We start from the raw sequence: 21152 nt of genomic DNA on the forward strand, positions 1-21152 counted from the left end.
TCGCTCCTTTTGCCTCTCTTCCTCCGTCATTTTGGAAAGGTGCTCGTTCTCGCGGGCGATCTCTCGACGTGCTCGGCCCGGATTGTTGTGACCCATCCTTAGTCTCCTGTGTGTGATTCAACCTTCTCGAACTGGCCAGCGGACTGCCACTGGAGCGATCCTGCCAGCTGATTGACGCTGCACTTCCATCCTGATTGCCGCGCCGCAGCGGGGGCGTTCGTACATTCCACCGGCTCGGCAGGACGTTTTTTGCTTGCAGGGACGTACCTGGGGATATCCGGGCAATTGCCAGTTCTCGACATATGACCAGTGCATGGCCACTGCCTCCGGTACCTTAGCCTATTGCGGGATGAATCCAACCTACGCATTCCAGCGACAAGGAGCGCAATTGCGCTGATGTGGATCGTCAAGCGTGCTCGAGACATCAATATTTGCTCGTAAAAATGGATCCGCCCGCTCTGCAGGTTAAGCGTTGAGCTTCCGCCTGGTTGGAGATTCCGCTTGAGTATGCTCGCGTTCTCGGTTGCATCGGAACGCAAGGCAACACGATCCAGACGGGATGGCCTATCGGCCTCACATACCATCGGCATCCTTTCGCACCGGCTCGCTCAAATGCCGCTGATTGTACGACGAGCCGCGGCCACTTCGCGCTAGGCCAGAGCCAGGCAGCCGTCCGTCAGACCAAGCTTCTGATCGAAAGCCCTTATTCGTCCATGCGCGCGGCGTTGATAACTTTAAGGCTCGCTGAGCATAGCGACTCTGCCATTGTGCACGCCGACGTCGCAATGCGCGGAGACACGGATGGAACGGCCCGATTCGTGTTTGGTATTTTGGCGCTTCAGCCTTGCAGCCGCAGGGACTGGGTCGAGCTTGAGGGAAAGGGGTAGCCGCCTCCTGGAGCGCGGGACGAAGCGAATTTGATATGCAAGCAACATACCGACTTTGCGTTGTTGAGTTTTTCTCGAGGTCGTTCTTCATCGTCAGCGTTGGCATCGTCCTGCCGGCGTGGATCGCCTTGCACGCCGGCGGATCCAGCCTGGTTGACCTTGTGCTGCTTACCTGAAGCGTCGCTGGATTCGTTCTGGCACCGCTCAGCGGGTACATCGTCGACCGACATAGCTGACTCCACTCACCGCAAGGGGCCAAGCGATCAGGGCGCGTGCCCTTTTTGTGTTGTCCTTCGTGCGGGTCCTCCCCCGACGGACTCTCGCTGGATGACCGCATCACCTTCGACGCGGCATGGACCACATGGGCTTGCACCACGACCTGCCACGTACTCACCTCGCTGGCGAGCTGCTTGCGGCTGCGAAACATTTCCAGCGCGCCACGTCCGACTATGTCTTCCCTCGCCGAGGACCGGGGGCCAGATCTCAGGCTTGACCAAGATGGTCAACCGCCTTGCCAAGGAAGCCAGTATCGCCAAGTTCACTATGCATGACTTTGAGCGCGGCTTTCGAAGCACCATGTCACGCTGCGGCTACGACAAGGAAATCCAGCGGCTGTAGGCCGGGCAAAAGCCACGCGGAATGGATCAGGTGTACAATCACGACGAACAGTGGATCAAATTGGCGTTCGAAGCGGCTCATGATTACATCGCGGAGCTCCAGCGCGCCTTCGCCAATCCGCCGCTGGCGCACCGTTTTCAGCTCTCGTTATGAACTCAACGTTGGTGCAGCCGGCGTGAGTTTGGGCGTGCGTTCGAGGCCTGTCGGTCGCGAAATCTTCACGCCTTCGTCAGCTACAGCGACACGATTTATTCCGATCGCAGATCTCGCGGGCTGTTGAAGGGAGATGTGACGGTTTTATCTGAGCGCATTCGACATCATTCCCAAGGAGCGAGTGTGAGCGATAGTCAGGGGAAAGTGACTGAATTTTTGCTCGTTGGGGTCCGTAGAGCTTCATTGGATTATCCGTCTCACCACCCTCATTTTCTCAAGCGGAGTCATCGTGGCGAGTGAGCCGCTTTTCGTAAAAGATCACTGCATATCCATGCAACATCCCTTCCCTGCGGCGAACATATCCAGCGGACTCATAAAGTCTTTGAGCCCCTACTTGGATCGTTGTTGTGTCGAGCATTATCCACTTGAAACCGAGAGCAACAGCTCGCGACTCCAATTCACGAAGAACTGTCCTTCCAAGCCCGCGTCGCTGACGGATGGGATCGACCCGCATACGTTTAAGTTCTGCGACATCATCATCAAAAGGTTTCAATCCACCCATGGCAGCAAGTCGGAGACCAATATGCGCAACTACGAAGTCGCCGCCCGACCCGATGTAAACTTCCTCGATATTGCGTAAATCATCCTCCCAGGCCCCTTCCGGGCCGCACACACCAACATCCTGCGATGCGCTTCTGTGCAGATACCATACACCATCGCTATCCCCGGACTCGAAGCGACGAAGGATCAGTTCGTCTTGAGACATCGACTAACACCTCTCGACCGGTGTCGGACGCCTGTGCCTGTGGCACCGTTGTCTGTTTTTAGCCAAGCAGAGACCACCGACAGCTCACCGAAGAGCCTCTGTCAACAGCCGCTGAGAAAGGACAGCCTCAACATTCTCCGATACCTCCACTCCGACAATTGGACGACCAGGCTCAACGGTATATTTTAAGGCCGTACTACGGTGCATCCGGGTAAACCGATCCAGTGCACAAATACAGGACGCGCGCAGCGTTTCGATTTCGCCGCCGTGATGCTCCACGACTGGCGAAATGGTCGCAACCCTGGGAAAGTCCGCTTTCCCTTCTAGCCAACCCGGCTTGGACGACGCACTCTCTTTGTCTGACGACAGCCAGCGGAATACCTCGTGAATGCATCTCTGCGGGTAATATTCGGACAGCCGATATAGATCACTATAGAATTGCGGTTTCTGGTGGAAGAGTTCTTCGCCGACCAGTAGCACCGAGACCGCCACGATGCGAGCCGAGAAGCGGCCGCTTGGACCAAGCGTATTCTTGTAAGGATTCTTTCCGTAAAATACACGAAATTGGCCAAATAGGTCCGGCGACATATGTTCATGAAACCGCGTCAGAACATAATTTGCTGACTCAAGGCGCTCCAGGCATAGCGTGAGACATTGCCCCGCATCCACCTCGGCCACATCCCGCAAGTTAAGCAGAGCGTCCATTGCTGACTGCAATTCGCTCTCGATGATCTGATGGCCCAAGCAAAAATCTCGCTCCTCGACCCCGGCCGCGCCGAGGCAGTATACGCGTGGATCGTTCTGCAACGGATTCGTAAGGATCATATCTTCATAGGAGAGGACCTCGATGCCGGGTTGCCGGTCACAACTTGATCGCGCAAGGCGGCTCAGTGCCTCTCCCACCGTCAGCTCGGCGTCCAGGGGGTGAAGGCCGGCAAACGCAGACATCTGATAAGCACAATTTACGAGATATTGGATATCTGTCTTAGCGATCTCGAACTCGGACTGCGGAAGACTTCGCAGCAACGCATCATAGTCACTCGCGGCGATCATCGCGTGGACGCTGCGTCCAAGCGCCTTAACCGCTTCATCTGGTCGTTCACTGCATTTGATTTCCGCAATGCAGTGCGGCAGTTCATCGGTGACAAAATTGCTGACCAGCCCAAGCGGACGTTCTCGCTGCCGCCGATCAATACTATCGGCCAGATGCAAAAATATGTCGTGCCCTTCGCAAGGCGAGCTTTGCGGAGTGGAAACGGAAAAAGGAGTGACCATAAACGAGCCCGCCCGCGGCTTCATCGAAATGCAACTTGCATTTCGGTACTTGATCCGTATCGAGCGGCCGGTGAGTAATCATGCTTTTCGAGCAGATCAGTTCGTTTGTCTGCTATCCTACTGTCGTTATACGCGACCTGCTCAAGTATATTGTTCGAGAAGAATAGCAGTGATACCGCGCCCGAATTGATGGTGCCGGCGGCAGTTAACGAAAGCAGGCCGTCATTTGAAATGCAGATGAGGCCTGCCTCATTCAACTTTTCCAGCTCGCGGCCAAAGCATTTCTCAATCGACACCCCAAACTCCCGCTCGAAGCGGGAGAGCGACACTCCACTGCTTCGCAGGGCAAACATTACTGTTCTGCGCATGAGATCATCTTGCGACAGGACAACACCCTTCCACACTGGCTTCTCGCCAGCCTCGACCCTATATAGGTAACGATCTAAATCTGCCTCGTTATAGAACTGGCACTGGCTCATGTAGCCAAATCCGGCAACCCCAAACGGAACCAGATTATTGTCGTTCCAGGAATCGTATTTGCGGCGCTGTTGAACCGAGTGTGGCTGCGACTGCTGACTCCAGTAGAAAATCGGCCCGTGACGATAGCCCAGTGTCGTGAGGATGTGCTCGGCCATAAAATGCATGATAATGCGCTCCTTAGCCCCGGCGAATTGATATCGTCCCTGAGCCAAATGGCGGGCCACGGGGTCTGTAGATTTGAACATCAAGGGGAATACATTGAACTTCTCTATCCCCAAATCTAGTAAGCCGATGAGTGAGTCGTACCAGCTACGGAGCGTTTGCTGCGGCAATCCATACATGAGGTCGAGCGAGAGATTCTCAACGCCCATCTCATTCAGCAATCTTACGAGTTGTACTACCTCGTCCACGCGGTGTCCGCGGTTTAGTATGCGCAAAATGCTCGGATCTAGACTCTGAACGCCCAATACAAAGCGGTTTACGCCGGATCTGAGCAGTGTCGATATGCGATCTGCAGCATCCACTTGCTTTGCAAGAGAGGGATGTAATTCGAAGCTCACCTCCGACTTAGACAGATCAAAGCGCCGGCCAATCATACCAAATAGCGTTTTGAGTTGACTGTTGGTCAGGAACGAGGGGGTACCGCCTCCGAAGAAAGCAGTCTCAACAGCTCTGTCAGCCAGTGCCGCGTCCGACCAACTCATCTCTTTATCTAAGGCCGCCAGATAGCGCTCCACTCGCTCGGGAGATGGATGGATTTCTTTGGCGAAGTGGCAAAAGGTGCAATGCTGGTCACAGAAGGGGACGTGAAAGTAGAGATCAATTGACGGCGTAACCTGAAGCAACAAGTTTTCGGCATCTAGATCGCCCATTGCCTTGAGAGGCGGATATGTGCCGACGAGATAATCGTTGTGCGTGTCAAGGTGCAAATTCCGTGACCTCAACATGTCGAGGTTAATGTCGTAGGATCGGTCGATCGCGAATTCCAAGGCTTCGGAATAGGTCGGGGCGCGCATTTTGTTGAACTCCTCTAGCTTTCGTGTGAAGCAAGGGGCGATGGCACCTCCGTCCCTCGCTTCACATTCCGCTCTTCAGCTCGGGCTCGATACCGTAGCCATGCGTTTCGATAAAAGGCGCGGGGTTGTCGGCTCCCCCTCGAGGCAACCACCGTAGATCAGAACACGGGCCGCCATCCGCTCGGCTACACGCGAGGGTCGATTATGGTTCGGCGAGGAAGACAGATGCCGTGGCCCACGCGAATGCCCCCTCGGGCGTTGCTAAACGGCACCGAGGAAGACTTCAGGCGCAGAGGGTGCGAATACTCCTCGAGAAAATGGTGCTCGACCTCGGAGATAGCCACCCGCGGGGCAACGCGGCAAAGCTTTAAGCCGGACGTAGGCAACAGCGCAATGTCCATGGCATTTTCGATCAATCGAGCAAGCTTCATTTGAACTCCTGGGTCAGCGACAGCAAGGCCGTCATGGTCGTACAGAATCTTTTGGGGTGTCCCAGCAATCCACGTGCCACCAAAGCCGCTTGCGAGCCTCGCTTGAAGAGGGCAAAACCATGTTCTTCGGCGCCAACGGCGGGATACTCGCGCCTCAGTGTCTGGTCCCCGACATTAACGTCTTCAGCCGGACACGGCTGAACACGACAAACGCGGAATGTTGAATGATGATGGAGGCCTCTCATGTTCAATCGCGAACATCTGCTGCACGACGAGCTTACGACCGAGTCGCTCGGCTGATGCAGGCAGCGTCGCTGCACGTGACGGATATGCAAATGAATTCGTCACATTGTTGCGGCGCGGGGTGGCCACGTAGAAAGTCCGCTTGCTACCATCGGGGAAGCGTTCAAGTCCGACGCCGGTGTGAGGAGACTGATATTTGCTGTGTGCGCTTTCCAGTCAGTTGCGGGCGGTTGCACGCGGCGCCGCGTCGTCAAGATCACCGGCATCGCCTTGACTGGGTGTCGACACCCCGGCGTCCCCCCGTTGTCAGGAAGGCACAGCCGCTCATCGAGAAGGTCTGGATGCACTGCGAGGACAAAGGTTCGCGGGGCCGGACGGTTAAACTGAGGGGCAGGTTCAACGATCTCGAGATCATCACGCGGAGCAGGACCGGACGCGTCCCGATTTCGAGCCGCTGCGAGCTCGAAACTTGTCGCTCGTCTTCCTTCAAACGAGATACCCGCTCCAAAGCCGATCCGCCTTCTTGTCTTCACGCCAGGGCGAACCGTAGGCCGAGCTGCAGCTCGGCCTACCAATTTGAGTCCGCATCGATCAGAATCAAGACCGCGGTACATCAGTAGAGCGCGAGCCCTCGTGCGCAACGCGGCAGAGTTTACCTCAACTGCGGGAATCCCAAGGTCGAAAGACTTACGGTAGGATAGGCGTCCATGTTTGAACACCCCACGACCGCTCTATCGCAAGCGGTACTTGACGAGGTCTGCCAGACGCTTCCGCGCAAGGGGAGCGGCGCTGGTTTGGCCTCCGAGATCGTCGAAGCCGCAAAGACCGACGAAACAACGCCGAAGCTGCTGCGGCATATAGGGCGTAAAGCCCTGGCCCGAGCGTCGATCATGTGGCGTTGATCGGGCGAGGTGCGGAGTGAACTTCCAGGTCACAGTCTTGAAGATCCTGGTGAGTTACCCCCAAGGATTTGCCGTGATGGCGGACCTCAAGCGGGACATGGCAATCCTCGCGACCAGCGGCCCGGAATGGGCCGAGCGCACCAAACGGCTGGCCGCGCGCGTTCCCGGGCTGGACATTTTTTCGGACGGCCTCGTTGAGCGCCAAAACGGCGGTTGGAGAATCACGGTGAGAGGGCGAGTTGTGCTCGAGACCATGGAGGCGCGCCGAGGCCAAGACGAGCCGACGGAGAAGGTCCCACTCGAAACGGCCGGGCCGGTGCCATCGGTGCCCAGCCCTCGGAACGAGCGAACCGCTGACGCGAGCGCTTCCAGCGTCGCCGCGAAGCCCGCGAACGCGCGCGAGCGCATGCATCTTGAGGAGCAGCCGCCGAGTTCTCCCAGCGGCTCAGAAAGTCAGGTCGTTGACTCGCCTGTGGCGCATACGAACAGGTCCCCTGGGTAGGGGGTGTGGGAGCGAATTGGACTATGTCCGCCAGCAGCGGCGAAGCGCATCTCCATCCGGCAGCGCGACCCGCGCGTCAAACCGAACCGGTGCCTTTGGCGTACCGTGCGGCACGAGCGCTGGTGCTGTTACGGTTGCGGAGTTCCGGATGCCCAGCTGGCCCCGTCAGCGTCCAACCATGACCCCGGCCTACTGCTGATTTCGTCCAGACCAGTACTGACTTGCGATGGAATAGCTGGGGTCAGCGTTCGACGCACGGGGTGAAGTTGCTCTCCGATTCTACAATGTGACGCTTGCCAACACGCTCGACTATCTGGGATCGCTGAGGTCGTAAGAGCGGCAATGTGTGGGTGAGAGATGGGTTATTGTTCGATCTGGCATCGTCAAGCCTCGAGCAGTCCACCGGTGACGACTACAGGCGCCTGGAATGCCGCGAGTGCGGCAGGTACCCGATTACGGGTTCGGTATTGCAGATGCTGGACTCGCGACTGAGTTGAGCCATGCGACGCGTGCGATGTCGAAGGCGGAGTTCAGATCGCCGAGATAAACTCGTTCAACATGGACGACATGATCAAGGTTTTACAGACGCTGTGCGGTGATCTTCGCCGATCATGATTTGTGCATTCCAAAAAAACCGTAGCTTCGTAAGATTGGCAACAGCTCATGAAGGTTGTTAATCGTGTAGTCTGGATGCGCCGCTTGCAGGCGCGCCTCGGAAACAAATCCCCCGGTAATGGCTATACTTATCAGTCCGAGATTCCGTGCAATATCCGTTTCGATCGGCATATCGCCGATGATGAAAGTTGACGCTGGTTTCAAGTTGTTCTTCTGCATGTATAGACGAAGTCGCTCTCCTTTGCTTGTCGATTTGTATTGCGTGTCGCGGCTTTCGAACGCGAGCACATCGTCGATGCAGTCATTGATTCCAAGTCTTCTCAATTGGTAGCGCAGAGGGTCGACTATATGGTTGCTCACGATGATGGACGAAGCCCCTTCTCGGCGCGCCAACTCCAAGACTCTGCGCGCGCCCTCGCGTAGATCGGCTCTGCCCGCAAGAGCCTCATAGGCGTCGTGAAACATTGCACTCCCATCGCGATCCACCGTCGCAAGCTCGTCTCGCGATAGTCCGAGGCTGCGATAAAGAAGAGACAGCGGAACGTCGCAATGTTCCCGAAGCGTCTTCATGTCGATCGTTGTACGACCAAAGCGATCTAGAATTGCATTGGTGGTTTCGAGCAGTGCGTATGCATCATCGAGCAACGTTCCATTCCAATCGAAGACGAGAACCGGTTTCATGATCTGACCTTAAGCATAGATTCCGTGCGGGTGCCACCGTCGTTCGCCACGTATAGTAGCACCGAACTACTACGGCATGGGCATCGACACACTAGATGAGTTGAAATGCTGGCGAGAATGGAGATGATTGACGCCCGCGATCAATCGAGCAAGTTTCATTTGGACTCCTGGGCCGGCGACTGCGAGGCCGTCATGATCGTACGGGCTCTTTTCGGTGTCCCAGCAATCCACGTGCCACCAAAGCCATTTGCGAGCCCCGCTTGAAGAGGGCAAAACCATGTTCTTCGGCTCAGGCGACGGAATACTCGCGCGTTAGTGTCTGGTCTCCGACATTAACGTCTTCAGCCGGATACGGCTGAACACGACAACGCGAAATGTTGAGTATGAAGGAGGCGCCATTCGCAAGTGTTCGCGGGCGGCGCTCCATGGAGACGGGGCCTTTGCGCTGAAGACGCTCCGGTTGGCATGGGGAAGTCGGGCTTCGGCAGGCGACTGCCTGAGCAACACGCGATTTGAGGACCGCGAAGCGATCTTTCGTGGCGAGCACTCGCGGTCCTTGGCAGACTCGAGCTTCGCTGAATGCGCCTCAGGTCCGCTCATCATCCGGCTTGGGGACGCGGCCCTTGCCATCGCACCTATGTCAACGGTTACATCCAACGCACGGGCAGGGCGAAGAGGCTAAAGCCCTCGCACAATTCCCGCCAGAATATCTGCCCGCTTAAGACATTTTCGACCGTAGCAGCGCAGAAGCTGCATCGCGTGTCGCGCACGTTACGTCATCTAAAAGCGCACGTTCCTGCGACCTACGGTGATCGCGAATCGCTTCGCAAGATTAGGTGGCCGACAGTTGACGAAAGCAACAGGGGCTCAGACAGAAGAAGTTGAGCTGCTGCAAGAACACGCAAGGCTTAGAAATATGATCTAACCTGGGCATCTCCCTGCCGGGTTAACTTTGTAACTGGCCGCCCGGCAGCGCTCCTGGCAGCCTTATTGTTTTCCGGCTTGTGGACCGTGGAGGATGGTGCGCGTCAAGACTTCGACCCGTTCGGCAATTTGGCGAATTCGCCTCGCCACGTCCTCGACTGCGGTCATGTCCACCGGCTGCGTGCAGGAAATTGAGCTCATCTTCGCGTTAAGGTCCCTCAGCTCAGCCTTGCAGCGATCTAACTCCGCGTTGAGCATCGTAACTTCATTCATCGCCGTTGCCCGTATTGCCGTTGCTTCCGAGAAGATGTTTGTTCGGAGCATGCACCTGATTGCAATCTTTGTCGCGCTCGCGTGGTTCCACATGGGTAGGGCATCTCGAAAGGCACAGAACGGCCAACCCAAACACAGACCGGGTCGTTCACGCGCACAGCTGCAAATGGAGTCCCCATACCCAATTTATATAAAGGAATGAATTTCAATGGCACGCGCATGCGTTCCTCTCAGCAAAGCCCGGGCGACCGGCCGCACTCGCAAGAATCCAAAACGATTTTCGGGCCGCAAAGAGCCAAATGGCTTGGGTCCGTTAGGCGAACCGCCGAAATGCTTAGGCAAACCGCACGAGCGCGAGGCGCGGCGAACGCTGTCTGATGACCTTCGATGGTTCAACCCGGAGCCACCGGACGCTGGTGGCAATGGCAAGTGGGCTGGTTGCGCGGCAAATCGGAGGCGAAGACGTTTGCGAAAGCTCTGAATCTTCTCAGAATGATGCTGAATTCCATTTGCGGCTCGCTGTCCGATGCATCGAAAGTAATGATGCCGGAAGTGGAAGATGCTGAAGACCCGGCCGCGAATACTTCTAGCTCATTCTCAAGTACTCTCGCCTGAATGGGCATCTCCAAACAAGAGTGTAGAAGCCCGGCTGAACCGGACTTCCGCTGTTGTCGGTCGCTCACTTCGGATTGTGATCTGCCCATACGATCAGACGCCATCGAATGGTGCTTGTGCTGACGTATGCGCATGATTGCTTTGCGGAGGCAATGTGTGGCCTGCTGCAATTCCGATTTCGCGATGACAGCCCGTGCATCGGGAGAGAGCGGCAAAGGGAGCCGCGACTCCCGGCCCCTGATCCTGATCGAAACAGTCGCTGTTAGATTGCGGTAGGTAGTTGGCGTTCTTATAGGTAGCCATTCGAATTCTGTCACTAGAGTAAAGCCGGACTTGACCTCTCGGGGCTTACCGAATGTAATGCTGTTGCTGCTAACATCGGCGTTTGGCCCGTAGTCCGCAGCGTTGCGCGGGCAATCGGGGCCGCCAGTCGCAAGCTGGCGGTTCTCCCCGATCTGTTACGAGCAGTGGAACACGTTTCCGGGCGTGCAACCGCAAATAGCGGAACCTTATGCCGGCTATTCACAGCTTCCTGTGGACAACCTCATTATTCGGAAGAGATTTCGCCGCGCACCGCACGCGCTCGGCGCATGGATTAATTATGACACCCCAACAGAAAGCAGCGCTGGCATCTAGCACTACGATGCCGGGATAAAGCAGGGAGGCGAAGTTGCCCTGTCCATCATAAGGGAGTTTCCAGACGGGTTCAGCGAAACGAAATGACGCAGAACTCGCCTCACAGGCTGGCGCTTCCCTTTCGACCGCCGTGACGGCAACTCATGAGCGCTTCCAGTTTGGGGTGGGCCTTCGCGCTGGTGTCTCGCGATATCGAGAAACCCCTTTTAAAGTGCGGCTTCGGTCACTGCCGGCTTTTGCGTTGAGCGCATCTTCATCGAGCGATCCGTCGGGGAGATGATCCGCCTCCACGGTGCGGACTGGCATTCGGCGGAGAACCGACAGCTCGAGTCATGAACGTCACCCGTCGCAAGCTCGTCGTTTTCACCATCCGATTGTCTACCCGAGGTATGCTAAGTTCCATGACGGCGCCCTTGAACACATCATAACAACATCACGAGGACCGGCATGCTTCGAGCGAGGGCAGCTTGTGAAGCCAACCGGGTTGCTGGGGTGATCAGAACCAGGAATCCATCAGGTGAACAAGCTGGGAGCCCGCCGTATAAAACGCCTCCTGCGCTGCACGAAAGCGCTGGGCTTCAACGGCGGTGACCGGCAACGGCAGGTCGTTCTCCGCGATCTGCCCCAATACATACGAAGCCAAAACACTGCCAAACACAGTGCCTGGTGCGATTCCGCGGCCGTTATAGCCACTGAAACCGATGACTTTGCGGTCCAGCTTGTGAAGCCGGGGCAAGTTGTCGGAGGTCATTCCAATCATGCCAAACCAGCCGGTTTCAAACTGGACGCCCCGAAGTCCTGGAAAAAGCTTGTGCAACGATCTTTGGGCCCAAGCGCGGTGAATAGATCGCCCAATCCCCTCAAGCGCACCAACACTGCCAAACACGAGTCGCCCGGAGCGATCGAGACGAAACGAAGAGAGGACTTCTCGAGTGTCCCACACACCCTGCCGCTCAGGCAGGATCGACTTTCTCAGATCATCGGGCAGACATGGCGTGCCAAAGTTGAAATAGGGCAGTTGAATCTGTTCCTGCCGTACCTCAGACCAAAGTCCCTTGCTATAAGCATCCGTCGCGACGACCACCCAGTCGGCCTCTACAGATCCGCTTTCGGTGCCGACTCTCCAGCGGAAACCATTCTGTTGCGCCATGACGGCCTCACTATGCGTAAATATCCTGGCTCCCATCGCAAGCGCGGCCCGCGCTAACCCTCGCACATAAGCCAATGGCTGTATGGTGCCGGCGCGCTTATCGAGCAGCGCGCCGGTGTAGTCGCCACCGCCTACTTTGCTGCGTGTTGCCTCCGCATTTAGCACCAGGACGGGCGCTCCACGCTTCTGCCACTGTTCGGCACGGGCCTCAACCTCCTCCAAGCCCTTACGTCCGACCGCACAATGCAAGGTGCCGGCACGTTCGACTTCACATTCGATGTGGTGCTTTTCGATGAGCTCGAATACCGTCTGCGGTCCGCGGCCGAGCTGTTCAAGTAACCGTTCTCCAAACGGCGCGCGGAGCGCGGCCGGAAGCGACTCAGGCATGAGCCACATGCCCGCATTCACGAGTCCGACGTTCCGCCCGGACCCGCCGAATCCTATTTCAGACGCCTCCAAAAGCGCAACACGCGCTCCACCTTCAGCTAGATGAAGGGCCGCCGACAGCCCGGTATATCCACCGCCAATCACGACGATATCCGCTGCAATTTCATCAGTAAGTGGAGCAGTTTGTGGCGCTGGTGGCGCAGTCAGCACCCACAGTCCGTGTGATCGTCGATTGTTTCGCATCCGCCAATCCTCTTACAAGTAGCTTCTTGATCGACCCGAGCTCCAGCAGCCATCGTGAATACCGCTAAGTTCTGGCGGACCTCTCTAGTATCCAAGCGGACCTCCCTAGCTTCCAACACTGACGTGCCAGCGCCACACCGGCAGGCAAATCGCAGGCCAAAAGGGCAGTTCGTCATCACCCCGAAGATCAGGCCGAGCTACTAAGTTGTTGATCTGTTGAGGGCACGCGCAGCACCCACGCGGCGGTGCGCCGGAGCTCCGACTGCGCGAACAAAGCCAAAGCCCCTCGTCGCTTGCTCTGGAACGCGCCTTTGTGCGAGACAATGGGTCCCAAAAGGGCAGCAAGGGGACCACACCGTGAGAGCCTCTCTTGATGGCGAAATTCGCGACGGCCGCCATCATATGCAGATCCGGGTCTATTTCGAAGATACCGACTCCGGCCAGATTGTTTATCACGCAAATTTCTTGCGCTTCATGGAACGCGGCAGAACGAACTACTTGCGCCTGCTCGGAACGAATCAGCAAGCATTACTCAAAGAAGCCAAGAACGATGCGCCCGGTGTTGCCTTCGTTGTGCGCTCGATGACGATCGATTTTCTAAAACCGGCGGTCTTGGATGACATTCTTGACGTCGTCACAGTCCCGCAAGAGGTGAGGGGCGCGTCGATTGCCTTGCTGCAGGAATGCAGGCGTGGCGACGATCTCCTGGTCACAGCACGTGTACGGGTAGCGTTTATCTCAGCTGGAAAGGCGCAGCGCATCCCGAAGTCGCTGCGGCTCGCTATGGAAGGGCATAGATAAATCTGCCGCCTCATTCACGCGTTTGCCTTGCAGCGCTCCAACGAATTCAAGTCATCATGGCGGCGTAAGTTAAAGCAAATGGGCTGCGGCAACCCGGGGGTGGCTCAATTGCACAGTCCAGCCGAATGAATCAGAAGCCGGCTAAGAACGAAAATAAATCGGACTTCGTCGGCCGCTTTGGTCACAGCGACCACAGCGAAACCCACGTCAAGGATGACGGGCCGATTGGCGACTGGCGCGGCTATCCCGGCGGCGCTGCCGTGGCGAACTTGCGCGATCGCATTTCGCGGCTCTTCTCAAATGGCGGCACCGTCTCCATTGCCCCATGCTCCATCTGGCTGACGGCAGCGAGGCGGATGGTTTCCGAGCTGCGCGCCAACGCTCGGTGCTCTTGCCACTCCGGATAAAAAATCATGGAAGAGGGCGGAACCGAGCGCGATCATTTTCGACGAGATGGTCAAGACGGTCCAGGAGCCGGCCCAATCGAAGGCGGCCGGCGGCCTCGTCCTTGGGTCTGAAAACATCAAAGGCACGTTTGTCGGATTCATTAGAAGGTTCAATCTTTATGTTGTTTTCTGGAATGCGGATCAGCACGATCGAGCGATCGTCATTCACCGTCGCTCAAAGAGGATGGATATCGTCGCGGAAATGCCGCTTACGTTCGAGACCGCGCATCGGCTAGCGCTCTTTATGCCGCGTGCCGTGCCGACAACAACATTGCGCCGGATGCGCCGCCAATCGAATGAAGGGCCGCGCGGCCATTTTCGAAGTTGGTCCGGGCCTCCAATAGGCAAAACTGTTTCGTGGGGCGCCCACTTTATGTCAGCGAGTGCCATGATATCAGAATGGCAACCGGTGGCCTGTGGGCTGCCATACCTTACTTCACCGCTTGAACGCGCGAGGATAGTGCCGTGGCTAATGACGTAGCGCTTCTGATCTCGTATTTCGCGCTTTCGGGGCACGTTTACCCGCTCGGGGCCTGCTGAGGTCACTCCATTCCAATTCAAAGGCAGGGTCGAAGGGGCAGCGCGCGCGGGGTTCAACGGGTTCGGACTTCACTACGAAGACACGATGGTCGCGCAAAGCAAGATTGGTTTTGCGGAAATGAGACGCATTCTTCAAGACAATGGCATCAAATATCTGAAGATTGAATTTCTGCTCGATTGGTACCGGACTGACGAGAAGCGAATGGAATCCGACAAATTCCGTCAGCAAACTGCTCGATGTCTCCGCCGAACTTGGAATGCGGGATATCAAGGTGGGCCCGGGATTCCAAGAAACGCATGCCGATGTGGCGCTCCGCCCATGGTGGCCTCCGTAAGGGGACACTTGGGAATGATCTGCAACGCAGAACCTAACGCAGCGTCCGGTTCACGCATTTCTTTCGGCACGAATGTTGTGACGCAGCTACAGCAATTCGCGCGCACGTTGTTAAGACGCATGAGGCTCGGGGCACTCAAGACATGAGAGTAGAAATGAAGAACTTCTTGCTTACGACTGTGAGCATTGTGGCGCTTGGCGCAATTGCGTCCGCATCCGGTGCAGACCTGGCTGCGCAGCCCGTCCAACCTCTCTACTCCAAAGCTCCGCCGCCTGTCGCGGCTGCAATTTACGACTGGAGCGGCCTCTACGTCGGTGTGAACGGCGGCTTGGGCTCAAGCTCGAATTGCTGGGACTACAATGGTCGCACCCCTGAGGGCTGTCATGATGCGACCGGCATTACCGTCGGCGGGCAGATCGGCTATCGATGGCAGATCGGCCAGATCGTGCTGGGCGTTGAAGGTCAGGGGAACTGGGCTGATCTGAGCGGATCCAACGTCAGCATTGCGTTCGGCGATGTCGACCAGAGCAAGATTGGTGCGTTCGGTACGATGACTGGGCAGATCGGTTATGCGCTCGACACCGTACTGTTTTACGCCAAGGGCGGCGTCGCAGTGGCGAGCAACACGTATCGAGTCAACTCCGCAGTCACGGGCGCGCAGTTCGCGGGCGCTGATAGCAGCCCTTGGGGTGCTACTGTGGGCGCCGGGATCGAAGTCGGTTTCGCGCCGAACTGGTCGGTAAGCGTCGAGTACGACCACTTGTTCATGCGGGATGCCGACGTGAACTTTGTCGTGGCTGCTGGTTCGCTGGGCGGCGACCGCATCCGCCAGGATTTCGATCTTGTGACTGCGCGGCTCAACTATAAGTTCGGCGGCCCGATTCTGCTCAAATATTGATCTGAAGTCGGACTGGTGAATCGAAGGCCCCGGCTAGACCGGGGCCTTTCAGGCATCGCGCGTGCGACGCGACTGGCGGGTGACCGGAAGTCAGGAACAGTTAGCGAAACCGCGGCGAGTTCATCTTCTGAGCTGAAGTTCTAAATCGATAAAGGACAGCGAGCATGTTCGTTTCATTCTTCCCTCGACCAAAGTTGTTCTTTGCGTCGTCAATTCTTTGGACGGCGTTGGCGATGGCGTTTTGGTATGTATTTGCCGGCAATCTCTTTCCAGCCCCGGAGAAGCCGGTCGGGCTTGCGACGTTCTGGTCGGCCACGGCGCTGTGGTTTGATCTCTATTTTGCGCTGGCCGTTACGGTGTTCGCGGCGGCATGGATGTTGTTTGCCCCGCATCCCTGGGCGACGTGGTCCATTCTTGGTTCGGCGCTGATCCTGTTCACCTCTTACTTTCAGGTCCAGGTCTCGGTCGCGATCAACAGCTGGTATGGACCGTTCTATGACATGATCCAGGCTGCGCTTTCGAAGTCGGCGCCGGTCACGGTCGAGCAGTTCTACAGCGAGTTGTCGACCTTTGCCGGCATAGCGCTCGTGGCCGTCGTGGTCGGCGTGATGACGCGATTCTTCGTCAGCCACTACATCTTCCGCTGGCGCACGGCGATGAACGAGTTTTATGTCGCCAACTGGCCACGGCTGCGCACGATCGAAGGCGCCTCCCAGCGCATCCAGGAAGACACCATGCGCTTCGCCAGCACCATGGAAGGTCTAGGCGTCAATCTCATCAGCGCGGTGCTGACACTGTTGGCGTTCCTGCCGGTTCTGGTGAGGCTGTCCAGCAACGTCACGGAGCTGCCTCTGTTCGGCTCGATTGCCTATCCGCTGGTGTTCGCCGCGGTGATCTGGTCGATCCTGGGCACCGGCGTTCTCGCGCTTATCGGCATCCGCCTGCCCGGAATTGAATTTTTCAACCAGCGGGTCGAAGCGGCCTATCGCAAGGAGCTCGTGCTCGGCGAGGATGATACGGCGCGTGCCAATGCGCCGACATTGAGCGTGCTGTTTAGCGACATTCGCAGGAATTACTTCCGGCTCTATCTGAACTTCATGTACTTCAATATCGGCCGGATCGTCTATCTGCAGACTGACGTCATCTTTCCTTATCTGCTGCTTGCGCCCACAATCATCGCGGGCAGGATCACCCTCGGCGCGATGAACCAGATCCTCAACGCGTTCACGCAAGTACGAACCTCGTTTCAGTATCTCGTCAACTCCTGGAGCACGATCGTCGAACTGATCTCGATCTATCAGCGGCTGCGGAGCTTTGAGGCAAAGATCCACGGTGGGCCACTGCCGTCGATCGAGATAAGGAAGCCAGCCACATGATTCCTATAGCTATAGGGAGTTGACGGACACCTGACCTTCCGTTCTGCGTCAAACGGTCGCAACGCTGCTGAATTGCTTAAGTTGTGAGAAGGGGCACTCGAGAGAATGGCGCTCGGCGTGGAGAAACTTAGCAACTGCATATCGGAACCCCCGTGACGTGTTGTTGTGGATGACGGCTAGCGCGCTGTTGCAGCGCGCGGACTGAGGCAAAGGGGCGGCGGATGGCTGTAGGGGCCATTACAGCCGCGGCGGGTAAGCTACAAAGCAGCCGCGTCGCGTTCGACCTGCAGTCGAGCCAGCGGGTTCATGACACCGAAGACTTGCTCCGAGAAAACAGCCATGAATCTGATTTGCTCCTGGAAATGGGTTCTCAGAGTCCACACCGCCTAGCTCTACAAATAAGTACCAGCGTGTCGTAAGTTCGACAGTGTGAGTCAGACACGCCTCAACGGTGTTGTCCAGCGAGCAATCATAATTGTGTCACACATGGCACCGGACACTGACTGACTAGCCAGAACGACCATGCGGGATGTTTCAAACTTGATCCGCCTCCATGGAATACGGTGCTAAACAGGGGTAGGCATTACGTGGGGCGGCGAGCCCTTGTGACCGCCGGATGTGTTGGTGTCCATTCTGGTTCTGGCGGAACGGTAATCGAGCCCAGTGGCACCCAAGCTCGTTCTAGCGTCACTGGATCGCGCAGCTGGGCGAAAGTTTCGGTGCGAATATCGAGCCACTCGAACCAGCGATCCTGGACGGCGACAAGCTGGGCTGGCCGGAGCACGCCGAAATTATCTCGAAGAGAAATTCTTATCACCGTAAGCTCAACTGTGAACCGTGCCAGAAGAGTTCAAGATGATGTTGCGTCGTGTTTCAACTACCAGAACCGGGATTTGACAACTCTGAGCCTGCGGACCAATCCGTTTCCGCCGAGCCGGAGCTCTGGCCGTGAACATGACCGCCAGATTGAGCAGCGTGGATTCACAAGCGTGGCTCGCCGACTATAGCAACCGCGCCGCACATCCGGCTCAAAAGGCGCGACGAGCTCCTAAGCTGGAATTGGCGAGATCGGAACAAGCAATCCACTAAGGCTGCCCAATTCACGGCTCGGCGATCCTCACCAAATGCTTTACGAACTTTTGTTGATAGCGTCAGCAAGCGTCGACTTGAAAACCAAAGGACCTATCCGCAGGATGCTTTCTTAAGCCGTCATGCATCCAGAATGAGCGGAGCACGAACTGTCACATTACCGAAACCTAGCTCTTGTACTTGTAGGCTCGGCCGTCTCCCTTACTCCTCCCGCTCCCTGGAGCGAAGAAGGTTTATTCCGCACGGCTTTCCGGGGGCCACCGGCCAGGCGGGCCGGAGCCGAGGTCGGCCAGATCTCCGTTGTTTTTGGATTAGCGCCATGACACCGAAAACCAAACTATGCGCTTTGTTGCGAGGTGTTCTGGACGATGCGATCGGGATGGTGCCCGAAGCAAACCGGACGTCTTCGTTGAAGGCGTGCCTCGCCGAAAAGGTATTAGCTCTGGCCGCAAAAGGTCACTTGGATCCAACTGTCTTGACGCGTCTCGCGCTACGGAGTCTGCAGGAATCCTGTTGTGGTTGCTACGGGTGCGAACTGCAGAACCCCCTTCGAGGTGTGAAGGACCGAGAATGAACTCCAAACCTATTCCCCGCGCTCCGGCGTGGCTGACCGCCTGGGTTTCGGCGGGTTGCAAGGCGGCGCGAGATTAGAGGTCTGCCCGGCCATGGAGCTTGCGCCCGGCAGCGATGCCATCTGAGCGCGAGGGTTATGGCGTCCTGCCCGGAGAAACTCGGGTCAGTCCTGCTGTGGATGCCGCCTTGCTCCATCATGAGGTCGCCCGTGTCCGCGGCTTTCACTGACGTCATTGCGCCCCGCCCGCGGCACATATGGATTTCTCCTCTGTCCGCATCGGCGCTTGGCGCGCGATATCGGCGATGTCGGAGGGCAGGGTGCTCGCCTGCCCGGTTGCCGCTAGTAGCCGAAGCGGGCGAGGCCGAGTGATCCGAAAGATCGGACGGGCCGGTGAGATGTTGGAAAGCCGAGCTGCCTATCGTCCGGGTTCGCGACAGACGCGGATGAGCCGATCTATTATGTCCTCAACGCTTGCAGGCGGACTCTTGCCGTGGCCGCCTCAGCCGAGGCAGCTGTGTTCGACGATCTCGTCTGCCTCGATTGCGACGGCGATGCGCCGCTTACCCTGGCAAGGCGGCAGCCGCAAGCCAAGCAGTATCATTCCCGCGGCATCGACGCAGGTTCCGAGCTCGTCGCCCTTGCGACTACCCCTCTCCACGATTACGGCTGACTTTCGGTGTCGAGTGTGCTCAGCGCTGAGCCGGCGGTTCCCCGCGAAGTGCTGAGCTTGCCGTCCGGAGAAGGAGGGGTCGCAGGCCAGCGAAAGGGGCCGGGATCGCGCAGGCGGCGCTTGAATCTCACGTCGGAATTGCCTGAATGGCCGGGCTCTGAGCGGGCCATGCTTCCCTTCAAATGGCCCCGGCTAGGCCGGGGCCATCGACCGCAACTAGGGATCAATATTTCAGGAGAATCGGACCGCCAAACTTATAGTTGACCCGTACCGTGATAAGATCGAGATCCTCGCGGATGCGATCGGCCCCACCAATGTTCCCGCTGAATTTCACCGTGCGGGGCTGGAAGAACAGGTGGTCGTACTCGAAGCCCACCGTCCAGTTCGGTGCGATGCCGTGCTCGAATCCGACCCCCAACACACCGCCCCAAAGAACGTCACTTTTCCTAGCGGCTCCTGCCACGGTCGAGCTGATCTGATGGATGTTGCTCGTGACTGCGGCGCCGCCTTTGCCGTAAAGTACGTTATTCCCAAAGGCATAACCAATCTGCCCCGTCATGAGACCGAACGCGTCAATCTTAGTCTGGTTGGTAGTATCGGAAAACGGGATGCTGTGATTGGACCCGGTCAAATCAGCCCAGTTGCCCTGGCCCTCAACACCCAGCACGATCTGGCCCATCTGCCATCGATAGCCGATCTGGAGGCCCACGCTACCGCCTGTCGGATGATGACAGCCCTCGGGCTTGCTGCCAAGGTACTCCCAACAACTCTCGCCTGAGCTCAGACCACCGTTCACGCCGAAATAGTAAGCACTCCAATCGTAGATTGCAGCCGCGACAGGTCCCGGAGCGGTGGTGTAGAGAGGCCTGATGGGTTGCGCAGGCAGATCAGCACTGAATGCGGGGGCCACCGCAGCAAGCGCCACCGTACTGACTGTCATAAGCAACAAGTTCTTCATTTCTATTCCCATGTCTTGAGTGCCCCCGAGCCTGCTGCGTCTTAACAACGTGCACGCAAATTGCTGTAACTGCATCGCAACATTGGCGCTGGAAGAAATGCGTGAAACAAACGCCGCGTCAGGTTGCGGCGTTGCAGATATCTCCAACTCCTTGACATGCCCCTTCGCTTGCGAGCGTAGATCAGCGCGGTGTCCTGCCTCTCGCGCACCCGACAGCTTGACGGCATGCTCCACCTCGCGACGTAGTAGCGTGGTAGGTCGACGGGGCGCCCGGTAAGTGCGTGTTCCAGCCGTTCGTGATCACGGAGTCCAAGCCATCGTGATCGCCCATTCCAGAGCATCGTGATCACCGTTTCCAGCCGATCGTGATCGCTATTTCAGCGATTGCGATCGGGGTAACCAGGAGGCGCGCACCGCTGACAGTCTGCAACCCGGCTACCTTGGTCTTTTGCCTAACTCCGACTGCTTCAGCTATGCGAACGCTACAAGCAATGGGCCGGCCCCCTCAAGCCCATCCTGTCCCCAGGTCCATGTCGCCGGCGAGAAGCTGTTCGTCGACTATTCCGGCCAGACCATGGAGCTGGGTTGACGGAGTACGATACACGCCAGTCCTGCTCCGGCTCCGCGGATGAAACCGTCAATGCAGGAGCGATCGGTTGGGCTTTCGG

Annotated in this window: 19 protein-coding genes and 1 pseudogene; 10 read left to right on the plus strand and 10 right to left on the minus strand. The window is 57.4% G+C overall.

From position 1 onward, the window contains the following. Nucleotides 1-187 precede the first annotated feature (187 nt). Entirely contained in the window at nt 188-397 is a 210-nt protein-coding gene (locus AB3L03_RS23885) for a DUF3551 domain-containing protein (RefSeq protein ID WP_085348296.1), read from the plus strand. Between the two features lie 441 nt (nt 398-838). Here AB3L03_RS23885 and AB3L03_RS23890 read toward each other — a convergent pair whose 3' ends face one another. Continuing rightward, nucleotides 839-1117: a hypothetical protein gene (locus AB3L03_RS23890; RefSeq protein WP_143273002.1), complete on the minus strand. Its 279-nt coding sequence runs from the start codon at nt 1115-1117 to the stop codon at nt 839-841. A gap of 93 nt (nt 1118-1210) precedes the next feature. Here AB3L03_RS23890 and AB3L03_RS23895 point away from each other — a divergent pair. After that, nucleotides 1211-1604 (plus strand): annotated as a pseudogene (locus AB3L03_RS23895) (integrase); the annotation flags it as partial. Nucleotides 1605-1932: 328 nt separating this feature from the next. On the opposite strand, the gene AB3L03_RS23900 reads toward AB3L03_RS23895, so the two are convergent. The 3 genes from AB3L03_RS23900 to AB3L03_RS23910 form a co-directional block, all read right to left on the minus strand. After that, the gene (locus AB3L03_RS23900; protein WP_085348294.1) at nt 1933-2424 is read right to left on the minus strand and encodes a GNAT family N-acetyltransferase; all 492 of its coding nucleotides are present in this window, start codon (nt 2422-2424) and stop codon (nt 1933-1935) included. An 84-nt stretch (nt 2425-2508) separates the two neighbouring features. After that, the gene (locus tag AB3L03_RS23905; RefSeq protein WP_368507127.1) at nt 2509-3699 is read right to left on the minus strand and encodes a hypothetical protein; all 1191 of its coding nucleotides are present in this window, start codon (nt 3697-3699) and stop codon (nt 2509-2511) included. Nucleotides 3700-3719: 20 nt separating this feature from the next. Further along, nucleotides 3720-5195, minus strand: coding sequence for a coproporphyrinogen-III oxidase family protein (locus AB3L03_RS23910; RefSeq protein WP_085383185.1), 1476 nt, complete (start codon nt 5193-5195; stop codon nt 3720-3722). A gap of 1015 nt (nt 5196-6210) precedes the next feature. Between AB3L03_RS23910 and AB3L03_RS23915 the strand changes: the two genes are divergently transcribed. From AB3L03_RS23915 to AB3L03_RS23925, 3 genes are all read left to right on the plus strand, one after another. Beyond that, a complete protein-coding gene (locus AB3L03_RS23915; RefSeq protein ID WP_368507128.1) occupies nt 6211-6489 on the plus strand; it encodes a hypothetical protein in 279 nt (92 codons plus the stop codon). Between the two features lie 87 nt (nt 6490-6576). Then, nucleotides 6577-6771 carry a hypothetical protein gene (locus tag AB3L03_RS23920; RefSeq protein ID WP_007596423.1) on the plus strand — a complete coding sequence of 65 codons (195 nt, stop codon included), beginning with the start codon at nt 6577-6579 and terminating at the stop codon, nt 6769-6771. 16 nt (nt 6772-6787) lie between these two features. Beyond that, nucleotides 6788-7273 carry a hypothetical protein gene (locus AB3L03_RS23925; protein WP_085348292.1) on the plus strand — a complete coding sequence of 162 codons (486 nt, stop codon included), beginning with the start codon at nt 6788-6790 and terminating at the stop codon, nt 7271-7273. 609 nt (nt 7274-7882) lie between these two features. Here the strand turns inward: AB3L03_RS23925 and AB3L03_RS23930 are convergent. Both AB3L03_RS23930 and AB3L03_RS23935 read right to left on the minus strand, forming a co-directional pair. Further along, on the minus strand, nt 7883-8569 hold the full coding sequence (locus AB3L03_RS23930) for an HAD family hydrolase (protein WP_007596419.1): 687 nt from the start codon (nt 8567-8569) through the stop codon (nt 7883-7885). A 987-nt stretch (nt 8570-9556) separates the two neighbouring features. Beyond that, entirely contained in the window at nt 9557-9766 is a 210-nt protein-coding gene (locus tag AB3L03_RS23935) for a hypothetical protein (RefSeq protein WP_143272998.1), read from the minus strand. A gap of 387 nt (nt 9767-10153) precedes the next feature. On the opposite strand from AB3L03_RS23935, the gene AB3L03_RS23940 reads away from it, so the two are divergent. Further along, a complete protein-coding gene (locus AB3L03_RS23940) occupies nt 10154-10381 on the plus strand; it encodes a hypothetical protein (RefSeq protein WP_368507129.1) in 228 nt (75 codons plus the stop codon). A gap of 1132 nt (nt 10382-11513) precedes the next feature. Here AB3L03_RS23940 and AB3L03_RS23945 read toward each other — a convergent pair. Continuing rightward, nucleotides 11514-12797, minus strand: coding sequence for an FAD-binding oxidoreductase (locus AB3L03_RS23945; RefSeq protein WP_007614421.1), 1284 nt, complete (start codon nt 12795-12797; stop codon nt 11514-11516). Between the two features lie 357 nt (nt 12798-13154). Between AB3L03_RS23945 and ybgC the strand changes: the two genes are divergently transcribed. After that, on the plus strand, nt 13155-13598 hold the full coding sequence (gene ybgC / locus AB3L03_RS23950) for a tol-pal system-associated acyl-CoA thioesterase (RefSeq protein ID WP_007596415.1): 444 nt from the start codon (nt 13155-13157) through the stop codon (nt 13596-13598). 125 nt (nt 13599-13723) lie between these two features. Further along, the gene (locus AB3L03_RS23955) at nt 13724-14005 is read left to right on the plus strand and encodes a hypothetical protein (protein WP_085348290.1); all 282 of its coding nucleotides are present in this window, start codon (nt 13724-13726) and stop codon (nt 14003-14005) included. Between the two features lie 4 nt (nt 14006-14009). On the opposite strand, the gene AB3L03_RS23960 is transcribed toward AB3L03_RS23955, so the two are convergent. Beyond that, nucleotides 14010-14213, minus strand: coding sequence for a hypothetical protein (locus AB3L03_RS23960; RefSeq protein WP_143272996.1), 204 nt, complete (start codon nt 14211-14213; stop codon nt 14010-14012). A gap of 860 nt (nt 14214-15073) precedes the next feature. Here AB3L03_RS23960 and AB3L03_RS23965 point away from each other — a divergent pair. Both AB3L03_RS23965 and sbmA read left to right on the plus strand, forming a co-directional pair. Continuing rightward, complete coding sequence (locus AB3L03_RS23965; protein WP_035974413.1) at nt 15074-15817, plus strand: outer membrane protein; 744 nt, start codon at nt 15074-15076, stop codon at nt 15815-15817. Nucleotides 15818-15981: 164 nt separating this feature from the next. Beyond that, nucleotides 15982-17193: a peptide antibiotic transporter SbmA gene (gene sbmA, locus AB3L03_RS23970; protein ID WP_368507130.1), complete on the plus strand. Its 1212-nt coding sequence runs from the start codon at nt 15982-15984 to the stop codon at nt 17191-17193. Nucleotides 17194-19355: 2162 nt separating this feature from the next. On the opposite strand, the gene AB3L03_RS23975 is transcribed toward sbmA, so the two are convergent. Next, on the minus strand, nt 19356-19457 hold the full coding sequence (locus AB3L03_RS23975) for a hypothetical protein (RefSeq protein WP_368507131.1): 102 nt from the start codon (nt 19455-19457) through the stop codon (nt 19356-19358). A 292-nt stretch (nt 19458-19749) separates the two neighbouring features. Beyond that, nucleotides 19750-20484, minus strand: coding sequence for an outer membrane protein (locus AB3L03_RS23980; RefSeq protein ID WP_085348947.1), 735 nt, complete (start codon nt 20482-20484; stop codon nt 19750-19752). Nucleotides 20485-21152 lie beyond the last annotated feature (668 nt).

Origin of the sequence: Bradyrhizobium lupini, from assembly GCF_040939785.1 — a bacterium.
Taxonomy (GTDB): Bacteria; Pseudomonadota; Alphaproteobacteria; order Rhizobiales; family Xanthobacteraceae; genus Bradyrhizobium; species Bradyrhizobium canariense_D.

What these genes read in the sequence shown, in the direction of transcription:
- AB3L03_RS23910 (WP_085383185.1), bottom strand. Translation starts at nt 5,195, where the DNA reads ATGCGCGCCCCGACCTATTCCGAAGCCTTGGAATTCGCGATCGACCGA.
- AB3L03_RS23940 (WP_368507129.1), top strand. Translation starts at nt 10,154, where the DNA reads ATGGTTCAACCCGGAGCCACCGGACGCTGGTGGCAATGGCAAGTGGGC.
- AB3L03_RS23975 (WP_368507131.1), bottom strand. Translation starts at nt 19,457, where the DNA reads ATGATACTGCTTGGCTTGCGGCTGCCGCCTTGCCAGGGTAAGCGGCGC.
- AB3L03_RS23935 (WP_143272998.1), bottom strand. Translation starts at nt 9,766, where the DNA reads ATGAATGAAGTTACGATGCTCAACGCGGAGTTAGATCGCTGCAAGGCT.
- sbmA (WP_368507130.1), top strand. Translation starts at nt 15,982, where the DNA reads ATGTTCGTTTCATTCTTCCCTCGACCAAAGTTGTTCTTTGCGTCGTCA.
- AB3L03_RS23905 (WP_368507127.1), bottom strand. Translation starts at nt 3,699, where the DNA reads ATGGTCACTCCTTTTTCCGTTTCCACTCCGCAAAGCTCGCCTTGCGAA.
- AB3L03_RS23900 (WP_085348294.1), bottom strand. Translation starts at nt 2,424, where the DNA reads ATGTCTCAAGACGAACTGATCCTTCGTCGCTTCGAGTCCGGGGATAGC.
- AB3L03_RS23965 (WP_035974413.1), top strand. Translation starts at nt 15,074, where the DNA reads ATGAAGAACTTCTTGCTTACGACTGTGAGCATTGTGGCGCTTGGCGCA.
- AB3L03_RS23945 (WP_007614421.1), bottom strand. Translation starts at nt 12,797, where the DNA reads ATGCGAAACAATCGACGATCACACGGACTGTGGGTGCTGACTGCGCCA.
- AB3L03_RS23890 (WP_143273002.1), bottom strand. Translation starts at nt 1,117, where the DNA reads ATGTCGGTCGACGATGTACCCGCTGAGCGGTGCCAGAACGAATCCAGC.
- AB3L03_RS23915 (WP_368507128.1), top strand. Translation starts at nt 6,211, where the DNA reads ATGCACTGCGAGGACAAAGGTTCGCGGGGCCGGACGGTTAAACTGAGG.
- AB3L03_RS23930 (WP_007596419.1), bottom strand. Translation starts at nt 8,569, where the DNA reads ATGAAACCGGTTCTCGTCTTCGATTGGAATGGAACGTTGCTCGATGAT.
- AB3L03_RS23980 (WP_085348947.1), bottom strand. Translation starts at nt 20,484, where the DNA reads ATGAAGAACTTGTTGCTTATGACAGTCAGTACGGTGGCGCTTGCTGCG.
- AB3L03_RS23955 (WP_085348290.1), top strand. Translation starts at nt 13,724, where the DNA reads ATGAATCAGAAGCCGGCTAAGAACGAAAATAAATCGGACTTCGTCGGC.
- AB3L03_RS23920 (WP_007596423.1), top strand. Translation starts at nt 6,577, where the DNA reads ATGTTTGAACACCCCACGACCGCTCTATCGCAAGCGGTACTTGACGAG.